At 62.8% G+C, this 21,075-nt stretch carries 16 protein-coding genes; 5 read left to right on the top strand and 11 right to left on the bottom strand.

What is annotated here, in order from left to right; translation table 11 throughout:
* Positions 1-110 precede the first annotated feature (110 nt).
* Both O7B34_RS07645 and O7B34_RS07640 read left to right on the top strand, forming a co-directional pair.
* Positions 111-2,435, top strand: coding sequence for an NADP-dependent malic enzyme (locus tag O7B34_RS07645; protein WP_337145509.1), 2,325 nt, complete (start codon positions 111-113; stop codon positions 2,433-2,435).
* A 69-nt stretch (positions 2,436-2,504) separates the two neighbouring features.
* On the top strand, positions 2,505-3,704 hold the full coding sequence (locus O7B34_RS07640) for a DUF2865 domain-containing protein (protein WP_337145508.1): 1,200 nt from the start codon (positions 2,505-2,507) through the stop codon (positions 3,702-3,704).
* Here O7B34_RS07640 and O7B34_RS07635 read toward each other — a convergent pair.
* From O7B34_RS07635 to O7B34_RS07615, 5 genes are all read right to left on the bottom strand, one after another.
* Positions 3,622-4,995 (bottom strand): glutamate--tRNA ligase, encoded by a 1,374-nt coding sequence (locus O7B34_RS07635; protein WP_337145507.1) that lies wholly within the window; start codon positions 4,993-4,995, stop codon positions 3,622-3,624. The genes O7B34_RS07640 and O7B34_RS07635 overlap by 83 nt on opposite strands.
* Before the next feature lie 198 nt (positions 4,996-5,193).
* Entirely contained in the window at positions 5,194-6,375 is a 1,182-nt protein-coding gene (locus O7B34_RS07630) for a hypothetical protein (protein WP_337145506.1), read from the bottom strand.
* A gap of 193 nt (positions 6,376-6,568) precedes the next feature.
* Positions 6,569-8,374 carry an ABC transporter ATP-binding protein gene (locus O7B34_RS07625; protein WP_337145505.1) on the bottom strand — a complete coding sequence of 602 codons (1,806 nt, stop codon included), beginning with the start codon at positions 8,372-8,374 and terminating at the stop codon, positions 6,569-6,571.
* A gap of 498 nt (positions 8,375-8,872) precedes the next feature.
* Positions 8,873-10,549: an NAD+ synthase gene (locus O7B34_RS07620; protein ID WP_337130382.1), complete on the bottom strand. Its 1,677-nt coding sequence runs from the start codon at positions 10,547-10,549 to the stop codon at positions 8,873-8,875.
* 63 nt (positions 10,550-10,612) lie between these two features.
* Complete coding sequence (locus O7B34_RS07615; RefSeq protein ID WP_337145504.1) at positions 10,613-11,329, bottom strand: DNA-3-methyladenine glycosylase I; 717 nt, start codon at positions 11,327-11,329, stop codon at positions 10,613-10,615.
* 88 nt (positions 11,330-11,417) lie between these two features.
* On the opposite strand from O7B34_RS07615, the gene O7B34_RS07610 reads away from it, so the two are divergent.
* Together O7B34_RS07610 and O7B34_RS07605 are read left to right on the top strand one after the other, a co-directional pair.
* A complete protein-coding gene (locus O7B34_RS07610; RefSeq protein ID WP_337145503.1) occupies positions 11,418-11,978 on the top strand; it encodes a DUF1003 domain-containing protein in 561 nt (186 codons plus the stop codon).
* Positions 11,975-12,562, top strand: a complete 588-nt coding sequence (locus O7B34_RS07605) for a DedA family protein (RefSeq protein WP_337145502.1) — start codon at positions 11,975-11,977, stop codon at positions 12,560-12,562. The genes O7B34_RS07610 and O7B34_RS07605 overlap by 4 nt, the downstream gene beginning before the upstream one ends.
* 5 nt (positions 12,563-12,567) lie before the next feature.
* Here O7B34_RS07605 and O7B34_RS07600 read toward each other — a convergent pair whose 3' ends face one another.
* The 3 genes from O7B34_RS07600 to O7B34_RS07590 all read right to left on the bottom strand — a co-directional run bounded on the left by O7B34_RS07600 (position 12,568) and on the right by O7B34_RS07590 (position 14,050).
* Positions 12,568-13,155 carry a hemerythrin domain-containing protein gene (locus O7B34_RS07600; RefSeq protein ID WP_337145501.1) on the bottom strand — a complete coding sequence of 196 codons (588 nt, stop codon included), beginning with the start codon at positions 13,153-13,155 and terminating at the stop codon, positions 12,568-12,570.
* Positions 13,156-13,195: 40 nt separating this feature from the next.
* A complete protein-coding gene (locus O7B34_RS07595) occupies positions 13,196-13,555 on the bottom strand; it encodes a diacylglycerol kinase (protein WP_337145639.1) in 360 nt (119 codons plus the stop codon).
* 78 nt (positions 13,556-13,633) lie between these two features.
* On the bottom strand, positions 13,634-14,050 hold the full coding sequence (locus O7B34_RS07590) for a GFA family protein (RefSeq protein ID WP_337145500.1): 417 nt from the start codon (positions 14,048-14,050) through the stop codon (positions 13,634-13,636).
* Positions 14,051-14,447: 397 nt separating this feature from the next.
* Here O7B34_RS07590 and O7B34_RS07585 point away from each other — a divergent pair, with 397 nt between their 5' ends.
* Positions 14,448-15,518: a GGDEF domain-containing protein gene (locus tag O7B34_RS07585; protein ID WP_337145499.1), complete on the top strand. Its 1,071-nt coding sequence runs from the start codon at positions 14,448-14,450 to the stop codon at positions 15,516-15,518.
* Between the two features lie 80 nt (positions 15,519-15,598).
* Here the strand turns inward: O7B34_RS07585 and O7B34_RS07580 are convergent, their stop codons facing one another.
* The 3 genes from O7B34_RS07580 to O7B34_RS07570 form a co-directional block, all read right to left on the bottom strand.
* Positions 15,599-16,993: a class II 3-deoxy-7-phosphoheptulonate synthase gene (locus O7B34_RS07580; protein WP_337145498.1), complete on the bottom strand. Its 1,395-nt coding sequence runs from the start codon at positions 16,991-16,993 to the stop codon at positions 15,599-15,601.
* Between the two features lie 158 nt (positions 16,994-17,151).
* Positions 17,152-20,649 carry a transcription-repair coupling factor gene (mfd, locus tag O7B34_RS07575; protein ID WP_337145497.1) on the bottom strand — a complete coding sequence of 1,166 codons (3,498 nt, stop codon included), beginning with the start codon at positions 20,647-20,649 and terminating at the stop codon, positions 17,152-17,154.
* 71 nt (positions 20,650-20,720) lie between these two features.
* Positions 20,721-21,008, bottom strand: coding sequence for a succinate dehydrogenase assembly factor 2 (locus tag O7B34_RS07570; protein WP_027146380.1), 288 nt, complete (start codon positions 21,006-21,008; stop codon positions 20,721-20,723).
* Positions 21,009-21,075 lie beyond the last annotated feature (67 nt).

Raw genomic sequence — 21,075 nt, 5'->3', positions numbered from 1 at the left:
TTGATTTTGCCGCGCCGGCATTTAAAGCTGCCGGCGCGTCAATTAGCGTCGCGAAAAATCTTGGCCTCATGCTAAAAGGACTCCCGAAGCAGGTTTGGAGGAGCGGCCGCATGGAAGGCGAGAACAAGAAAACGGCACGTTCGGACCTCGACGAAGCCGCCCTCTACTTCCATAAGCACCCGACGCCGGGAAAGCTCGAGATCCAGGCCACCAAGCCACTCGGCAACCAGCGCGACCTGGCGCTCGCTTATTCGCCCGGCGTCGCCGCCCCTTGCCTGGAGATTCGCGACGATCCGGCGACTGCCGCCGACTACACCGCGCGCGCCAACCTAGTCGGCGTCGTGTCGAACGGCTCGGCCGTGCTCGGCCTCGGCAATATCGGGCCGCTGGCCTCCAAGCCGGTGATGGAGGGCAAGGCGGTCCTGTTCAAGAAGTTCGCCGGCATCGACGTCTTCGACATCGAGATCGACGCGCCGGAAATCGAGCGCATGGTCGAAACCGTCGCCGCGCTGGAACCGACTTTTGGTGGCATCAACCTCGAGGACATCAAGGCGCCGGAGTGTTTTGAAGTCGAAGAACGCCTGAAAGCTCGCATGAGCATACCGGTGTTCCATGACGACCAGCACGGCACCGCCATCATCGTCGCCGCCGCCGTGCTCAATGGGCTGGAATTCGCCGGCAAGACCATTTCGGACATCAAGGTCGTCACTTCCGGCGCAGGTGCCGCCGCCCTTGCCTGCCTCAATCTGCTCGTTTCGCTCGGCGTGCGCGTCGAGAACATCTGGGTCACCGACCGTTTCGGCGTCGCCTACAAGGGTCGTGTCGACGAGATGGACCGCTGGAAAGACCCTTATGTAAAAGACACCGAGGCGCGCACGCTCGCCGACGTCATAGCGGGCGCCGATGTCTTTCTCGGCCTCTCGGCCGCCGGTGTGCTGAAGCCGGAGCTGCTGCAACACATGGCGCCGAAGCCGTTGATCCTGGCGCTTGCCAATCCCAATCCGGAGATCATGCCGGAAGTGGCGCGCGCGGCGCGTCCGGACGCCATGATCTGCACGGGCCGGTCCGATTTTCCCAATCAGGTCAACAACGTGCTTTGCTTCCCCTATATCTTCAGGGGAGCGCTCGACTGCGGCGCCAGCGCCATCAATGAGGAGATGAAGATGGCGGCGGTGCGGGCGATCGCCGCCCTTGCCCGCGAAGAACCTTCCGATGTCGCCGCGCGCGCCTATTCGGGCGAAACGCCGATCTTCGGACCCGAATTCCTGATCCCCTCGCCCTTCGACCCGCGCCTCATCCTGCGCATCGCGCCGGCCGTCGCCAAGGCAGCTTGCGACACCGGTGTGGCGACACGGCCGATCACGGACTTCGCCGCCTATATCGACAAGCTCAATCGCTTCGTCTTCCGCTCCGGTCTGGTGATGAAGCCGGTGTTCTCCTCCGCCAAGTCCTCGAGCGCCAAACGCGTCATCTACGCCGACGGCGAGGACGAGCGTGTCCTGCGTGCCGCCCAGGTTGTGCTTGAGGAAGGTATCGCCGAGCCGATCCTGATCGGCCGCCCGCACGTCATCGAGGTCAGGCTGAAGCGTTATGGCCTGCGCATCAAGCCCGGTGTCGATTTCGGCCTGATCAACCCGGAGGACGATCCGCGCTACCGCCACTATGTCGACCTCCTGATCGAACTCGCCGGCCGCCGCGGCGTGACGACGGAGGCCGCGCGTACCATGGTGCGCACCGACAACACGGTGATCGCCGCGTTGGCGCTGAAGCGCGGCGACGCCGACGCCATGGTCTGTGGCCTCGAAGGCCGTTTCGAGCGGCATCTGCGCAACGTGACGCTGATCATTGGGCCGCGCACCGGCATCAAGGACCGGGACCTGTCGACCCTTTCCATGCTGATCTCGCAGCGAGGCATCATCTTCCTCACCGACACTCACGTCTCCGTCGACCCCACGGCCGACGAAATCGCCGAGATGACCGTGCTGGCGGCGGAAGAAATCCAGCGTTTCGGCATCGAGCCGAAGGCGGCACTGCTGTCGCATTCGGATTTCGGCTCGCGTGATTCGCCGAGCGCGCTGAAGATGCGTCAGGCCGCGGCCATTCTGGCGCGCATCGCGCCGGAGCTGCAGTGCGACGGCGAAATGCATGCCGATTCCGCTTTGTCGGAGCATCTGCGCCAGCGCGTCTATCCGCATTCGCGTCTGAAGGGCGAAGCCAATCTCCTGGTGTTCCCGAACCTCGATTCGGCCAACATCACGCTGACGGCGCTGCGGGCCATGATGGATGCCCTGCATGTCGGCCCCATCCTTCTCGGCACCGACAAGCCGGCGCACATATTGACGCCCTCGGTGACCTCGCGCGGCGTCGTCAACATGACGGCGCTGGCGGTGGTCGAAGCCGCGCACAAGGCGCAGGCGATCGCCAATCTGGACTGACTTCCGAAATGGACGATTAACCGCGAACGGGTTAGCCTTGGCGACCAGAGGCAAGCGGGATCGAGGCGGATGGCAAGCGGAGGTTTGAAGCAGGCGCATGCTGCCGTGCTGCTTGGCCTTCTGCTGTCCGGCGCAGCGGTCGGCGAGCCGCAGGCCGCTTCACGGGTCTGCCGTCAACTGGAGGCCGACCTCGCCGCGGCCTCACGCGGCGGTGGCGGCGGCCCGGCACTGGTCCGGAAATACGAGGCCGCGATCGAAAGGCAGCGCGAACAGATCTCGAAGGCTCGCGGCCAGGCGAACAATGCCGGCTGTGGGTTCTCGCTGTTTTCGCGCAACATCAACCAGTGTGCCGGGCTGAACGCCACCATCGACCGCATGAACGCCAATCTCGACAGTCTGCAGGCCAAGCGTGCCCAACTGGCCGGCGGCGGCGGTTCACGCCGCGACCGGGGCCGTATCCTGGCGGCGCTCGATGCCAATGACTGCCGTGACGATGCGGTGGCACCCCGCCGCGCGCCTCCGCAGGAAGCCAATCGTGAAGACGGGGCCAATGCCAACCTCTTCGATCAGCTTTTCGGCGGCGGCAACCGGCAGATCGATACGTTGGACCAGCCTGACGATTCCGGCGAGGAACGCGACGTCAGCCGCGTCCTCAACCAGCCCGGCATTCCGGACGTTGCGAGCAGCGGCGGCGAATTCCACACCAGTTGCGTCCGCACCTGCGATGGCTATTTCTTCCCCATGTCGAACGCCGCCTCGGCCGGCGATTTCGAGCGCGACCAGAAGAATTGCGAATCGGCCTGCCCCGGCACCGAGATGCAGGTCTTCTATTCGCGCGGCATGGACGACGATTCGGCATCGATGACGTCATCGGTCACCGGCAGGCCCTATGGCGAATTGCCAACCGCCTATCTCTACAAACAGCCCAACATGTCGCGGCCGCCCGCTTGCGGCTGCAATGCCGCGCAGAATTTCCAGATCATTGGCGGCAACCCGCCAAGTCAGCAACAATCACAGCCCGAACCGGATGCGGCGCCGACTATTCCGGCCTCGAAGCCTGATCCGGGTGCCGACCCCGAGACCCTGGCCAATAGAGACGGCGGACTCGACCGTGAAGCCATCAAGCGCCTTTCGGCCAAGCCGGTGGCATCGCCGGTTTCGGCCCTGCCTCCGGAACAGCGCAAGGTCAGGGTCGTCGGGCCATCGTTCCTTCCCGACCCATCAGCGGCAATAGATCTGCAAGCTCCGGCCCCGAAGGCAGTCCAGTAAGGGCAAGCCTGAGCGGCATGAACAGCGCCTTGCCCTTGCGGCCGGTCGCTTCCCTGATCTTGCCGGTCCAATCCTTCCAGACCGTCCCGTTCCACGGTTCCTCAGGCAGGAGATCGAGTGCCTGATGCAGAAAATCGCGGTCGTCATCGGAAAACTCGGGCTTCTCCTGCGGCCCTTCGCGCAGGACACGCCACCAGGCAACCGCATCGGCCAACCGGTCGATATTGCCGCGCACCGCCAGCCAGAACGGTTCGGCGTGTTCGCCTGAAATACCCAGCACCATCAGCCGGTCCCGCGCCTCGTCGAACGGCATACGCTGCAGCAGCACCCGGTTGAGCACGAACAGTTCGGCCGGATCGAACTTGGACGACGATTTCGAGGTCGCGGCCGGGTCGAAATGGCCGGCAAGTTCGGCCAGGTCATGCGCGGCCGCGACATTCTCCGACGTGCCGACCAGCACGGCCAGCGAAGCGACGGCCATCGGCTCGATGCCGTCTTCGCGCAGGCTCTCGATGGAAAGTGCGCCGGTGCGCTTCGACAGCCCCTCGCCCGAGACGGTGGTCAGGAGATTGTGGTGGCCGAAGACCGGCGGCTCGGCACCCAGCGCCTTGAACAGGGCAATCTGCACGCCGGTGTTCGTGACATGATCGTCGCCGCGGATGACGTGGCTGACGCCCATCTCGATGTCGTCGACAACGGAGGGCAGCGTGTAGAGATAGGTGCCGTCCTCACGCACCAGCACCGGATCGGACAACGAAGCCAGATCCACCGTCTCCTCGCCACGCACCAGATCGTCCCAGTGGATCTCGGTGCGCTCCGGCTGCCGCGGATCGCTGGAGAAATTGGGCAGCAGGAAACGCCAATGGGGCCGGCGCCCGTCGGCCTGATATTCGACCACCTGCTCTGTCGTCAGCGCCAATGCCTCGCGGCCATAGACCGGCGGCAGGCCTCGCGTGCGGCGCACCTTGCGCCTGAGGTCGAGTTCTTCCGGCGTTTCGTAGCAGGCGTAGAGAACACCCGCCGCCTTCAGCCGCTCGACCGCAGCGTCATAGACTTCGAAGCGCCGCGACTGATAATCGGTGACATCCGGGAAGATGCCAAGCCAATGCAGGTCATAAAGGATGGCGTCGGCGAATTCCTGCTTCGAGCGGGCGATGTCGGTGTCGTCGAAGCGCTGGATGAAGCGGCCCTTGTTGTTGAGGGCAAACAGCCAGTTGAACAGAGCGGTGCGCGCATTGCCGATATGGATGCGGCCGGTCGGTGACGGGGCGAAACGAACGGTAACTGTCATGAGCGGGGCGTACCGGATGCCTTTGTGATTGACAAGATGCGCCCCCGCGCCGTGCCGCAGACATAGAACATGGCGGCTGGAATGAAAAGACCGGGCCGGGCACGCCTCAAGCGGCGGATGGCGGCGGCCAGCCTGGCGGCACCGCCATGAGAGGGTGCAGCCAACCGGCGGAGTCGACGAAGAGGTCGTTGAAGACGATCAGCGGCCGAAGTCGTCGGAACTGAGGCGGGTCCAGCGGTCGCCCATCAACCCGCCGATAGCGATGTCGCCGGAGCGGACCGCTTCCGTGACCTCGGGGATTCGCGAGCGGACCATCGTCCCCCCGGCATAACGGAAGAAGAGATTCCTGTAGCCGAAGAGGTGAGGCATGAACCTGCTCTGGGTCTGTCCGGTGATGCCCACGCAGCCCATATCCCGCGCAGCCGCGACAAGGCCATCCAGCGTCGCGCCCCAGTGGTGTCCGGAAGCTTGGATCTGCAACAGGATCGCCATGTCGCCGGCTTGACCGTAGAAGGCGTAGCAACCGAGCATTTTGCCTGTCGCGTCGTAAGTCCCGCCGAAATGAAGGGGGCCGTTGGCCCGCTTCTCAGTCGCCAGTGCGAGCAGCCGGGGCAGTTCGCCATCCCTCCAACTCGGTCGAAGGGCGTAATCGGACAGGAGGGTCGGCAGCCGCTCGGCAAATTGCGCGGCATTGATCGGCTCGGCATGGACCCGTTGCGACGATGAATGCTGGACGGGCGGTTCGAACCTTCGTTTCGCGAGAACGTCGAATGCTCTCGCGCAGGGATCGAGTGCCAGGCGAGGCAGGCGGGGCCATTTGCGGTGCAATGCGGCGGCGGCCATCGCGGCCGGCCGGAAAACATAGGTCCATCCCAGACAATGGACCGGCAGGAGCTGGTATTTCATCGGACGCGCGAAGGCCAGAGACACCCGGTTGGCCGAATCGGTCAGCTGCAGATCGAATTCGCCTTGATGCAAGGCACGCAGCAATTGCGGTCCGGCCGAGCCGTGATCGGCGCCGGGGTCGGCCATGAACGGACCGATGATCGCCGCATTCAATGCCGCTCCGTTGAGCTCGTAACGGGCTTTCAGGACGCCAAGGAACCCACCTAGATCGCCCTGCGGGTTGATCTGGACAAGAGCGTTGCTCTCGCCGGACTGGCCGGCAGGGTCAAGATAGATCTTCCCCATATACTCCGCCGTTTCCGCGATCGCGCGATCGAGGCGGTGACGCCGACGCCGGCGAAACTTCGTCAGGAAGAGTGCGGCGACGCGCTCGAGATCTTCGGCGGCAAGCGGCCGAACCGAGCCGTGCTGGGATTCCAGCACCGATGGCGCAGCCACCTTTTCCACACCGGTAGTTTCGGAATCAAGACGCATTGTGAGACCGCTTAGATTGCTTCTTTGGTATACAACAACCAAAAGTAGAGAAACGAATTTCGGTCGGTAACGTAAACAGACGTCGCAAATCGATGTCTGGAAAAGGGCTTCACTGGCGGGTTCGCTCAGCCAGCATACGCCAAGTGAGAGGCACTCCGGATGGCCTCCGGCCAAAGCCGGAGGTCATCTCAGGTCAATCGACGAGGCCCTTGGTCAGCTCCAGCGCCTGGCGCTCGAACAGGCGGCGGTAGATGCCGCCCTTCAGGCGGATCAACTCGTCATGCGAGCCTTCCTCGACGATCTTGCCGCGATCGAAGACCAGCAGCCTGTCGAGTGCCCTCACCGTCGAAAGCCGATGCGCGATGACCAGCGTCGTGCGGCCGACCATCAGCCGTTCCATCGCCTGCTGGATCAGCGCCTCGGATTCCGAATCGAGGCTCGACGTCGCCTCGTCCAGGATCAGGATGCGCGCATCGGCCAGGAAAGCGCGGGCGATCGCCACGCGCTGGCGCTCGCCGCCCGACAGTTTCACGCCACGCTCGCCGACCAGCGTGCCATAGCCCTTCGGCAGGTTGGCGATGAAGTCGTGCGCGCTCGCCAGCCTGGCGGCATGCTCGATCTCCTCCTGGCTGGCGCTTGGCCTGCTATAGGCGATGTTTTCGGCCAGCGAACGGTGGAACAGGATCGGTTCCTGCTGGACGATGGCGATCTGGCCGCGCAGCGACGCCTGGGCGACCTGTGAGATATCCTGGCCATCGATCACGATCTTTCCCGCGCTAACGTCATAGAGCCGCTGGATGAGCTTGACGAATGTCGTCTTGCCCGAACCCGAGTGACCGACGAGCCCGACACGTTCGCCTGGCGCGATATCGACCGAAAAGTCGCGGTAGAGCGGCGACCGGTGATTGCCGTAGTGGAAGGTGACATTATCGAAGGCAATGTGACCCTGCGTGATGGCAATCGGTCCGGCGCCGGGCCGATCTTCGATACCCAGCGGTTCCGACTGGAAATCGACCAGTTCCTCCATGTCGTTGATCGAACGCTGCAAATTGCGGATATGCGTGCCGATATCGCGCAAATAGCCTTGCAGCACGAAGAACGAGGTCAGCACAAAGGCGACATCGCCGGCGCTCGCCTGCCCCCACGACCATAGCATCAGCGCCAGGCCGATCACCGCGGCGCGCATGACCAGCAGCAGCGCCCCTTGCGTGGTGCCGTTGATGGTGCCGCGCACCCAGGTGCGCCGTGTGCGGGCGCGCCATTTGGCAACCACCCTGGCGAGGCGGCGCTCCTCGCGCTCCTCGGCGCCAAAGCCCTTGACCACGGCGTTGCAGCTCACCGCGTCGGCCAGCGAACCACCGAGACGCGTGTCCCAGGTGTTGGCGAGCCTTGCCGCCGGCGCGACATAGCCGAGCGACAGCATCGCCGTCACCATGATGAACAGCACCGAGCCGGCTGCGACGACCACGCCCATCAGCGGCCAGAACCAGCCGAGCAGCAGCGTCGAGCCGGCGAGCATGATCACCGACGGCAACAGCGCGATCAGGATGGTGTCGTTGAGCAGGTCGAGTGCCCACATGCCGCGCGTCACCTTGCGCACGGTCGAGCCGGCAAAACTGTTGGCATGCCAATCGGTCGAAAAGCGCTGAACGCGATGGAAGGCATCGGCCGCGATGTCGGCCATCATCTTGAGTGTCAACTCGACGATGCCCATGAAAGCAAGGTTGCGCAGCACGACCCCGGTGAGCGCCAGCGCCATCAGAATCAAGAATGCCGTCATCGCTGCATTCCAGGCAATGGCGTCCGCGCCGGCGCTGCTGGCGACGGCGTCGACCAGCCGGCCGGAATAGAGCGGTGTCAGCACGTCGGCCAGCGTCGACAGCAGGAAACCGCCCATGATCAGCGAAAGCCGCCAGGGCTGACGCGGCCAATGGATGAGTGTGAAACCAAGAACGCTGCGAAAGGCGCTGGCGCGCAAATCGATCTTGAAACGAGCCATGATGTCATTCGGGCGCAAACGAGCCCGATCCCAGTAAGGTCGAAAATTGAAAAACCGCGCCGGGCGAATGGCCCTTGAATGCGGAGGTTCGGCTATGGTTGGTCGCCTGCCCTTGGGCGGCGACCGGCAGCGGCAAATGCCTTTGCTGCGTCCGGTGTGGTTCCGATACTTCGGAACACCGGCGCAGACCTAGGCCTCGCTGCCTCGCATAACGATGTCAAATCTGGGCATTCGGTCCTCCCTGAAGGGAATCGCGGAGACGCCGTTATACGGACGCTTGGATCGTTCGCCAAGGCAAGCCATGGCCAAAAGCACTTCTGGTCCAGCCGATGAGGCGATTTTGCAACAGTCGGACCTGTGCCTATCGTGGCCGCATGGTTTTCACCCGGCAGGCCATCAACGGGTCGGAGGTCGCTCGGAAATCGATCCGCGACAGTCGCCATGCTTGCACTCTCGCCCGCGGCATCGCGCACTCTCGCTCAGCAAGCGAAAAGACGCCTATCCACGATCCCTGAAACGGTTGGTGATGGGATAGCGGCGGTCGCGGCCAAAATTCTTCCTGGTGATCTTCACACCCGGTGCCGCCTGCCGGCGCTTGTATTCGGCGATGTAGAGCAGATGTTCGATGCGCGTCACCGTCGCCCGGTCGTGGCCACGCGCGACGATGTCGTCGACGCCCATCTCGTTCTCGACCAGACATTCCAGAATATCGTCCAGCACCGGATAGGGCGGCAGCGAATCCTGGTCTGTCTGGTTCTCGCGCAATTCGGCCGACGGCGCCTTGTCGATGATGTTCTTCGGGATCACCTCGCCCGAAGGCCCGAGCGCGCCCGGCGGCACATGACTGTTGCGCCAGCGCGACAGCGCATAGACCTGCATCTTGTAAAGGTCCTTGATCGGATTGAAGCCGCCGTTCATGTCGCCATAGAGCGTGGCGTAGCCGACCGACATCTCGCTCTTGTTGCCCGTGGTCACAACCATCGAGCCGAATTTGTTGGAGATCGCCATCAGGATCGTGCCGCGCGCGCGGCTCTGCAAATTCTCCTCGGTGATGCCTTCCTTGGTGCCTTCGAACAACTGCGTCAGCGTGTGCAAAAATCCTTCGACCGGCTCGAAGATCGGCACGATGTCATAGCGGCAGCCGAGCGCACGGGCGCAGTCCTCGGCATCCTTGAGCGAGTCCTTCGAGGTGTAGCGATAAGGCATCATGACGGCACGCAGCCGCTCCTCGCCGAGCGCATCGACCGCAAGGGCGGCACAGATCGCCGAATCGATACCGCCGGACAGGCCGAGCACGACATTCTTGAAGCCGTTCTTGTTGACGTAGTCGCGCAGGCCGAGCATGCAGGCGCGGTAGTCGGCCTCCTCCTTGTCCGGGATTTTCGACATCGGTCCTTGCGAACAGACCCAGCCGTTGTCCGTGCGTTTCCAGATGGTGACGTCGACCGCGTCCTCGAACTGGCTCATCTGGAAGGCGAGCGTCTTGTCGGCCCCGATGGCGAAGGAGGCGCCGTCGAAGATCAGCTCGTCCTGGCCGCCGAGCTGGTTGGCATAAATCATCGGCAATCCGCATTCGATGACCTGCTTGATGACGACCTGGTGGCGAACGTCGATCTTGGCGCGATAGTAGGGCGAACCGTTCGGCACCAGCAGGATTTCCGCGCCGCTTTCGGCCAGCGTCTCGCAGATGCCGACCTCGCCCCAGATGTCCTCGCAGATCGGTATGCCTATGCGCACGCCGCGGAAGTTGACCGGTCCCTGGATCTCGGGCCCTGCCTGGAAGACGCGCTTCTCGTCGAACTCGCCGTAATTCGGCAGGTCGAGCTTGTAGCGTTCGGCGATGATCTTGCCGCCATCGGCGAAGACGATGGAATTATGCGTGCCGCTCTTGCGCTTCAGCGGCGTGCCGATGATGACGCCCGGACCGCCGTCGGCGGTATCGGCGGCAAAGTCCTCGGCGGCGCGCTCGCATGCCCTGAGGAAGGCCGGCTTCAGCACCAGATCCTCCGGCGGATAGCCAGCAAGGAAAAGCTCGGTATAGAGCACGAGATCGGCGCCCTGGCGGGCGGCATCCGCCCTCGCCTCGCGCGCCTTGGCGAGGTTGCCGGCGACGTCACCGACGGTCGGGTTGAGCTGAGCGATGGCGATACGCAGTATGTCGAGCTTCTTGGTCATGCTGCTGACTTAGCGCGGCGGAATTCACCTCGCAATGGCGTTCGTTTGGACCAATTCAGACCGTCAATCATCGCCCATATAGTCGCGCAACGATTGCGGAGAGTGGTTTTCGCCGATCGACATCGCCAGGATGCGCGAGATGTGCCGGCGCGGCAGGCCTGTCTCGTCAGCCCATCGGTTGATCTGGATCTGGACCTTGTCGAGGTCCTTCTTCGATGTCGGATTTTCGGCGATGTCGAGGCCCGCGTCGCGAAGTGCGGCTGCCATGTCGGCCGAAATGACGAAAGCATCCCAGCCCAGCCAGCGCAGGAAATACTGGCCGGTGTTGCCGCCGAGCCGGCTGCCATGCTTGCCCAGATATGCCATCAGCCCGATCTGGTCGTCGGCGGGCCACTCGGCGAGAAAATTGCCGAAGCCGCCATGTTCCCTGGACACGCGTTCGACGAAGGCGGCGTTGTCGCGAACGGATTTGATCTTCTGCGGATTGCGCACGATGCGTTGATCCGAAGCCAGGTCGTGCCAGAAATCGTCAGGCTGGAACAACAGCCGCTTGGGCTCGAAGCGCAGGAACGCCTCTTCGAATCCAGGCCATTTCTGCTCGATGACCCGCCAGACGAACCCGGCGGCGAAGACGCGCTCGGCCATCGTCGAGAGGATACGGTCATCGGTGATGTCGGCCACCACCGCATTGTCGGGCATCGGTCCCAACAGGGAGGTCAGTTCCGCCTCACCGCCCTTGCGATTTGCCGCGCGAGCACGAATTTTCTTGAAGTCGGCCATCGGTCCCCCTCGTTTCGCCTCAATCTAGCACTTCCCGCCCGGGCCGGCAGCCTCTACCTCTAGCGCAGCAAAGCGCTTGGAGACGACCATGAACAGGACGATCGACGATCTGGCGAACCGCTGGCTGAGGCGAAAGCCGGATGGGCTGAGCCAGCTGGAGAGCCGGGTGCTGCAAAGCACCATCGAGCGTACCACCATCACCAGGGACACCAACAAGGCCGTGGCCTTCCACCAGACCTTTGGCGACCGCCTTGCCGATACGATAGCCCGCATCGGTGGCTCCTGGTCGTTCATCCTGACCTTCGTCGCCTTCCTGATCGTGTGGACATCAGGCAATGTCTGGCTGTTGTCGCGCGATGCGTTCGATCCCTACCCCTTCATCTTCCTCAACCTGGTGCTGTCGATGGTCGCCGCCCTGCAGGCGCCGGTGATCATGATGGCGCAGAACCGCCAGACCGAGCGCGACCGCATCGATGCCGCCCATGACTACGAGGTCAATCTGAAGGCCGAGATCGAGATCATGGCGCTGCATGAGAAACTGGACCAACTGCGCCACAGCGAAATCATCGGCATGCGCGACGAGATCGTGAGGCTGGCGGAAATGGTCAAGCGGATCGATGAAAGACTGTCACCGCAGTCGGCGTCATGACCGAGGCGATCCACCATTTCATCGAACAATACGGGTTGCTGGCGGTTTTTCTCGGCTGCGTGGCCGAAGGCGAAAGTGCCGCGATCCTGGGTGGCTTCTTCGCTCACCAGCATGTTTTCGTACTGTGGCATGCCTTTGTCGCGGCAGCGCTGGGTGCCTTCGCCGGCGACACCTTCTTCTTCACCCTCGGCAGGAGTTTCGCCGACAATCGCCATGTCGTCAGGCTGCGCCGGCGGCCCGGCTTTCGCCGCGCCTACCGCCTGCTCAACACCCATCCCAACATCTTCGTGCTGTCGAACCGCTACGTCTACGGCATGCGCCTGGTCGGCGGCGTTGCGGCCGGCCTTTCGACCATAGCGGCGCCGCGCTTCGTTATCCTCAACGCCATCTCATCGGTGATCTGGGCGGTGCTGTTCAGCACGATCGGTTATGTCTTCGGGTTGGGGGCCGAACAATTGATTGGCCAGGCGCTGATGCGCCACGAGCGGCTGTTCGTCGGGCTTGGCATCGGCCTTGCCGTGGCCGTGCTTGCCTGGCTTGTCGCCCGCCACATCGCCAAGCGGGAGCGCGCCAAGGAGTTTTGACCGGGCTAGTCGATGCCGAGCCCCTGATCACCCCGATCGAGAATGAGCGGGATGATCAGATCCTCCTCATCGGCGAGATGCCGGGTCAGCATCGCTATCAGTCGGCTGTTTTCGTCGGCATAAGCATCGGCGGCGAAGCGCTGCTTGTCCTCACTCTCCTGAAGTGTACGGATGAAGGCATTCGCTGCCTCGGCGTTGCGCTCCAGTCCTTCGTGGATCGTGTGGTGATCGGCATCGAGAATGTCGAAGCCACGTTTCAGACGGGGCTCCGCCTTGGTGAATGCCGGGAAATACTGGTAATCCTCGACATTGTAATGGCCGTCGAGATGCCTGAGAAAATGGTTGAGGCGCGGTGCGAACCAGCGCGCGAAATCGGGAGCCGCCAGTGCGCCTTCGCGATAGTCGTCAATGCCGCCGGTGAGCATGCCGCCGAGCTCGCGGAACATGTCGTGCCGCTGCAGCCACATATTGGCCATGCCGTGAATATTGGCGTGAGCCTGCCAGTTCTCGCGCGGATACTTTTCGGCCAGCCAGCGCAGGTCTTCCGGCAGGCCCAAGCGTTCGAGAAGCGAGGAATTCGTGAGCTCTGCCATGACGGTCTCCTTTGGTGACTGTCATATAGGGATCAAAGTCTCAGATCGGCACCCCAATTATACGTTCGATGAGAGCGATGCCCCAGACGCCGCCAGCAATCACTACCGAAATCAGCACCGCCAGCGAGCCGCAATCCTTGGCGAGCTGGATGTCGATGTGGAATTCACGAGAAATTGCGTCGCACGCCGCCTCGATGCCGGTGTTCAGCACTTCGACCATGATCAAGAGGAGCACCGCGCCGATCAGCAGCGCGTAACCGCGCCACGACACTGAAACGAACCACCCGGCCGGCAAGGCCAGCACCAGCAGCATCAATTCCTGCTGGAAAGCCTTCTCGCTGACCGCAAGCTTGCGAAATGCCCGCACCGAATTGATAAAAGCATCGATCAACCGCTGCATACCCAGGTCCCTCTCGGAATCACCGGCCCGGGATAAAGCAATGCCCCGATCAATGGAATAAGGCTGATCGTCCAAATTTCATTCAGCGACCGGTATGGATGGTGTCGACTTTTCAAACTGAGGCAGCCCGTCGTCTATCGAATAATAGTCGCCCTTGTCGCCGACGAAGATATGACATTCGCCCTTGAGCGCTGTCGGCTTGTCGAACGATCCCGCCATGACCGAAATATAGTCCTTATCCATTGTCTTCCAGAACAGCAGCGACCCGCATGTCTTGCAGAAGCCGCGCCTGGCGAAAGCGGACGCTTCATACCAGGTGATGCTTTCGGGGCCTTCGATCACGATGTCTGTATCGGCAACATTGGTCGCGGCATAGAAATGCCCGCTCTGTTTGCGGCATTGCGAACAATGGCAGTAGACAACGCCACGCAGCGTCCCACTTGTCCGGAAGCGGACCGCTCCGCACAGACATGATCCCTGGTGCTTGTCGCTCATTTCGGCACTCCTCGAAGAAACTTCGTCCAGCATCACCGTCAGGATTCCAGCTTCGCGGTGGTTACGCGCAAGCAAATACGACATCGATTGGCGTGACGAATTCGAAATTCAGTTTCATTTGCAGCAGTTCAAATTCAAAACGTCAAACAGGCTGCTATCCGGGGATGGCGGCGCAAAACTTTACGCGCGTACAGCCACAGGTAGAGAAAACCTGTGGAAGTCGTGCGAATTAAGGAAACTTTAGCGCCGACGCAACTATGATCTCACAAGCGAAGGGTGCGGATGGGGCCGCGCCTCTTCGCAAGATGTTCTGGAGCATTGGGTAGCGCTCCCCAGGTCGGCGATCAATGGACCCGCGAATTCTGCGTCGGGATCCGAGGGGAAGAGTGAATCAGACATGCAGCCGGCAGCAGCCTCGACCGAACGAAGCACCGATATCGCAACCACCGTTGTCGCGACCATGCGCCAGCTTGGCGTCCTCGGCCTGCCACGCAACTACGAGATTTTCTATGAGGCCTTGAGCGGCACCAATCGCGAGCTCAGCCTCGCCGTCGTGTCGTTGAGCAACCGGCCGACGCAGGACGAACTCGACCAGATCGGGCGCACCTTCTTCGCCCATAACCATGGTCCCGGAATCGTCGAGCATGCCAGAGACGTCATCGCCCGAGAACTCGAGGAGGTCGCGTCGCTCCTGCGCAGCGAGCGCAGCCACATCGAAAAATACGGCAGGATCCTCGATGAGACATCAAGCGGCCTGAGCAACCGCAGCCTTCTCTCCCAGGATCTTCTGCAAAAGATCGCCAACGCAATGACCATCGCGACCAATTCGACGATCGATCACGGCCGGCAGATCGCCTCGACGCTCAGCGACAAGACGGCAGAACTCGAAAGCGTCAAGTCGAAGCTCGAGGAATACAAGCGGCTGGCCGACACGGATCCGTTGACCAAGATCTGGAACCGCCGCGCCTTCGACAAGGAAATCACCAGGATCTACAACAGCAACAAGGGTATCCTGTTCAATGCCCTGGTCCTCGTCGACATCGATCGGTTCAAGGACATCAACGATCGCTACGGCCATCCTGTCGGCGACAAGATCATCCAGATCATCGCCGAGATTTTCCAGACCAGCATTCGCGGCGACATGTTCGTTGCCCGCACCGGCGGCGAGGAGTTCGCGCTGATCATCGAGGGCGCCAGCGAGGACGCAACCTACGAGATCGCGGAACGCATTCGCGCCCTGATCGAGCAGACGCCGTTCACCAGCAGCCAGACCGGCATGAATTACGGCACGGTGACGGTATCGATGGGTATCTGCATGGCGTCCGAGGCCGAAGGCCCCGAGGACCTCTACACCAAGGCGGATCGGGCGCTCTATCGCTCGAAAGTCAGTGGCCGCAACCGCGTTACCAGGCATTCGGCCATGGCAGGGCGCGCCGGCAAGAGCTGGCTGCTCTACAAGCAAGACTGAAGCTTTTGCGGCTGCACCGGCACGGTCGGAGGCAAAAGATGAAAATGGAAAAGGCGCCGGGGTTCCCAGGCGCCTTTGCCTTATCGATCCAATTGGCCAGGCTCAGCCGTTCGCGACCTGCTTGTGCTGCACGGATGGCTCTTCTTCAACAGGTCCGAGACCAGGAACGCCAGTTCGATTGCCTGGTCGGCATTGAGGCGCGGATCGCAATGGGTGTGGTAGCGGTCCTGCAATTCCTCGGCCGTGATGGCGCGCGCGCCACCGGTGCATTCGGTGACATTCTTGCCGGTCATCTCGACATGGATGCCGCCTGGATGCGTGCCTTCGGCGCGGTGCACCTCGAAGAAGGTCTGCACCTCCTTCAGGATGCGGTCGAAGGGCCGCGTCTTGTAGCCGGCCGCTTCGATCGTGTTGCCGTGCATCGGGTCCGACGACCAGACCACGCTGCGGCCTTCCTTCTGCACCGCGCGCACCAGCTTCGGCAGATGGTCGGCAACCTTGTCGGAACCGAAGCGGGCGATCAGCGTCAATCGCCCCGGCTCATTCTCGGGGTTCAACAGATCGATCAGTTCCAGCAGGCCGTCCGGCGTCAGCGACGGACCGCATTTCAGGCCGAGCGGGTTCTTGATGCCGCGGCAATATTCGACGTGCGCGTGATCGGGTTGGCGCGTACGGTCGCCGATCCAGATCATATGGCCCGACGTGGCGTACCAGTCGCCGGAGGTCGAATCCACACGGGTCAGCGCCTCCTCGTAGCCGAGCAGCAGCGCCTCGTGGCTGGTGTAGAAGTCGGTTTCGCGCAGCGCGAAATTGGTTTCCGACGTAATGCCGACGGCGCGCATGAAATCCATGGTCTCGGTGATGCGGTTGGCAAGCGATTCGTATTTCTCGCCCTGCGGGCTGTCGGAGACGAAGCCGAGCATCCAGCGATGCACATTCTCCAGGTTGGCATAGCCGCCCTGCGCGAAGGCACGCAGAAGATTGAGCGTCGCCGCCGACTGACGATAAGCCATTTCCTGGCGGGCGGGATCGGGAATGCGTGATTTCGCGTCGAATTCGATGCCATTGATGATGTCGCCGCGATAGCTCGGCAGCGTCACCTCGCCCTTGGTCTCGTTGTCGGACGAGCGCGGCTTGGCGAACTGGCCGGCGACGCGGCCAACCTTCACCACTGGCTGCGCACCGGCGAAGGTCAGCACGACCGACATCTGCAGGAAGACGCGGAAGAAGTCGCGGATGTTGTCCGCGCCATGTTCGGCAAAACTCTCGGCGCAGTCGCCGCCCTGGAGCAGGAAGGCTTCACCGGCGGCAACAGTCGCCAGCTGCTTCTTCAGCTTGCGCGCCTCGCCGGCGAAGACCAGCGGCGGAAAGGTGGCGAGTTGGGCTTCCGTGTTCTTCAGCGCGGCAAGGTCCGGATAAGCGGGAACCTGCTTGATCGGCTTTACTCTCCACGAATTCGGCGACCATTTCGTCATCGCTGCACCCAACGCTCTTTCCGGCGAACACCTTGCCCGCCATTTCCAGCCCCTAAATGGGGTGGCGGCTCCATACACGAAGCCGATTTCCTATTCTAGACCGGAATTTCGGTGCTGGCGAATGGCTTGACGCCCCCAGGACGCCCCGAAAGGCGAGATCAGGCCGTCTTCTCAGCCAACTTCGCCAGTTGCGTCATGACGACAGCCGAGCCCGCCAGACGCTTCTCCGCCGTCGGCCAGTCGCGGGTGAAGACCACGCTATGGTCGGCCCGGATCTTGGCCAGCGAACCCTGCTCGCCAATATACTTGACCAGCCCGACGGGGTTCGAAAACTCGCGCTTGCGGAAATGGATGACGACGCCCTTCGGCCCCGCATCGAGCTTCTCGACATTGGCCTTGCGGCAGAGCGCCTTGATGAAGACGATCTTGAGGAGATGTTTTACTTCCTCCGGCAGCGCGCCGAAACGGTCGATCAGCTCGGCGCCGAAGGCGTCGATTTCCTCGGTATTTTCGAGATCGCCGAGACGGCGGTAGAGCGCCAGCCTGAGCTGCAGGTCCGGCACGTAGCCTTCCGGGATCATCACCGCGGTGCCGACGGCGATCTGCGGCGACCAGCCGCCATCCTGGACTTCGCCGGAATCCTTCACCTCGGCCACCGCCTCCTCCAGCATCTGCTGGTAGAGCTCGAAGCCGACCTCCTTGATGTGCCCGGACTGTTCCTCGCCGAGAAGATTGCCGGCGCCCCTGATGTCGAGGTCATGGCTGGCGAGCTGGAAGCCGGCGCCCAGCGTGTCGAGCGATTGCAGCACCTTCAGACGGCGCTCGGCGGTGTCGGTCAGCTTGCGGTTGGCCGGCAGGGTGAACAGCGCATAGGCGCGCACCTTCGAGCGCCCGACGCGGCCGCGCAGCTGGTAGAGCTGCGACAGGCCGAACATGTCGGCGCGATGGATGATCAGCGTGTTGGCTGTCGGGATATCGAGGCCGGATTCGACGATTGTGGTCGACAGAAGCACGTCGTACTGGCCGTCGTAGAAGGCGTTCATGATGTCGTCGAGTTCGCCCGGCGGCATCTGGCCGTGGGCCACAGCCACCTTCAGTTCGGGAACGGATTCCTTCAGGAAATCATGGATTTCCGCCAGATCGCTGATACGAGGCACGACATAGAAGGAATGCCCGCCACGGTAACGCTCACGCAGCAGCGTCTCGCGAATCACCAAGGGATCGAACGGCGAGATGAAGGTGCGCACCGCCATGCGGTCGACCGGCGGCGTGGCGATGAGCGACAGTTCGCGCACGCCCGTCAGCGCCAGCTGCAGCGTGCGCGGGATCGGCGTCGCCGACAGCGTCAGCACATGGACGTCGGTCTTCAGGTCTTTCAGCCGCTCCTTGTGCTTGACGCCAAAATGCTGCTCCTCGTCGATAATCAGCAGGCCGAGATTCTTGAACGAGATGGCGGAACCGAGCAGCGCATGGGTGCCGATAACGATATCGACCTGCCCTTCGGCAATGCCCTTCTTGGTCTCGGCCAGATCCTTGGCACCGACCAGCCGCGAGGCCTGGGCGACACGAATGGGAAGCCCTGAGAAACGCTGCGAGAATGTCTTGAAATGCTGGCGCGACAACAGCGTCGTCGGCACCACCACCGCGACCTGAAACCCTTCCATCGCCGCGATGAAGGCGCCGCGCAGCGCCACTTCGGTCTTGCCAAAGCCGACGTCGCCGCAGATCAGCCGGTCCATCGGCTTGCCGGCGCCAAGGTCGCCCCGCACCGAGTCGATGGCCGTCTGCTGGTCGTCGGTTTCCTCGTAAGGGAAGCGGGCGGCAAACTCGTCATAGAGGCCTTCGGCCGGCACCAGCGCCGGTGCGGCGCGCATCTGACGCTCGGCGGCGATGCGGATCAGTTGCCCGGCCATATCGAGCAGGCGCCGCTTCAGCTTGGCCTTGCGCGACTGCCAGGCGCCGCCGCCGAGCTTGTCCAGCGTCGCCTCGGCTGTGTCGGAGCCGTAGCGCGACAGCAGCTCGATGTTTTCCACCGGCAGGAACAGCCGGTCGTCGCCGGCATAGTGGATTTCCAGGCAGTCATGCGGCGCGCCGACCGCTTCGATGGTGCGCAGGCCGATGAAGCGGCCAATGCCATGGTCGGTATGGACGACAATGTCACCGGCCGACAAGGCCGAGGCCTCGGCAATGAAATCGGAAGCGCGCTTCTTGCGCTTCGAGCGGCGGATCAGCCGGTCGCCCAGAATGTCCTGTTCGGCGACAACGACCAGCTTTTCAGTCTCAAACCCGGATTCCAGCGGCAAAACCGCCAATGCGGCCTGTCCCGGCTCGAGCTGTTCCGCTTCCGCCAGCGTCTCGACCTGCTTGAGATTGCCGAGATGGTGCTCGGCCAGGATCTGGCCAAGCCGGTCGAGCGATCCTTCGGTCCAGCCGGCGATGACGACGCGGCGGCGTGCGGCGCGCTCGTCGGCTATGTGCCGGACGACGACATCGAAGACATTGACGTTCGGATCGGCTCGCTCCTCGACGAAGCTGCGACCATGGCGCGAGCCGGCGTGGAAGACTTTCTTACCCCCCAAATCGGGCGCATCGAACACGGTAAAGTCAATGTCTTCGCGCTCGCCAAGCGAAGCCTTGAGATTCTCCGGCGAGAGATAGAGCAGGTCCGGCGCAACCGGCTTGTAGGGCACCGCATCCCTAAGCGCCCCGTCAGCCTGTTTTTTGCGCGCCTCATAGTGGTCGAGGATCAGCGTATGGCGCTCGGCAAGCGCCTCATGCGCCAGATGGTCGAAAACCACGGGTGCGTCAGGCAGGTAGTCGAACACGGTCTCCAGCCGCTCATAGAAGAACGGCAGCCAATGCTCCATGCCGGCGAAGCGCCGCGCTTCGCTGACCGCCGCGTAGAGCCCGTCGTCACGCGATGGCGCGCCAAAGGCTTCGATATAGGAGCGGCGGAAGCGGCTGATGGTTTCCGGCGTCAGCGCCACTTCGCTCATCGCCTGCAGCGCCATCGACTTGCGCTGACCGGTGGTGCGCTGCGTGGCGGCGTCGAAGACGCGGATCGATTCCAGCGTGTCGCCGAAGAAATCAAGCCGCAGCGCCTCGGTCCAACCGGGAGCGAAAAGATCGAGAATGCCGCCGCGCACCGCGAATTCGCCGATGCCGCGCACGGTCGGCACCCGCTCGAATCCCGACGTCTCCAGCCGCGCGATCAGCGCATTCATGTCGATCTGGTTGCCGGGCCTGGCGTGGAAGGTCTGCGCCTCGACAAGCTCAGCGGGTGGAATGCGCTGCAGCAGCGCGTTGGCGGTGGTGAGAATGACGGCACGGTGCGGTTTCTTCGCCAGCGCGATCATGGCGGTCAGTGCATCGAGGCGCTTGGCGGCGGCATCGGAACCGGGCGACACACGGTCGTATGGCAGGCAGTCCCAGGCAGGCAGTTCCAGCACAGGCAGGCCGGGCGCGACGAAGGACAGCGCCTCGATGATGGAAGGCAAGCGCTGACCGTCGCGGGCCACGAACAGCACCGGCTTGTCGGGTGCGATTTCGAGCGCCGTCTGTACCAGCGCGAAGGCCTCGTAGCCGTCGGCGACACCGTCGACGATGAACTGGCCGGCGCGGCCCTTCGGCAAGCCAATGGTGGGGATGAGAGCCATCAAATCACGGTCTTGTTTATCGCAATTCCGAACGGAAAACCGCTTCGCACTTTTCCTGGAATTGCTTTTGTTCAGAATGTCATGGTCCGGCGGGACGCCAGGATTTTTTGCAGGACGGCACAGTCGATCTCCGCCGGCACCGGGCGTTCGCCCGTGACCAGCGGCAGGAATTCTGTGTCGGCAATATCGAGGAGCCTCTCATATTGGTCGATTTCCTCGGCGGTCAAGGTGCCGATCTCGGCATCGGCGAAGGTGCCGAGGATGAGGTCCATCTCGCGTAGGCCGCGATGCCAGGAGCGGAACAACAGCTTGCGGCGGTGGGCGTCCAGCCCCTCGCTTGATCGTTTCGTTCCGGTCATTGTGCCGCATCCTCGCTTCAAGCGGCGCATATAGCGTGGATAGTGGGCGGTGTCAGCCTTTGCGCTG

Source organism: Mesorhizobium sp. Cs1299R1N3, from assembly GCF_037179625.1.
Classification (GTDB): domain Bacteria; phylum Pseudomonadota; class Alphaproteobacteria; order Rhizobiales; family Rhizobiaceae; genus Mesorhizobium; species Mesorhizobium salmacidum.
Note: the sequence above shows the minus strand (reverse complement) of the source record. Positions and strands in the feature narration are given on the sequence as shown.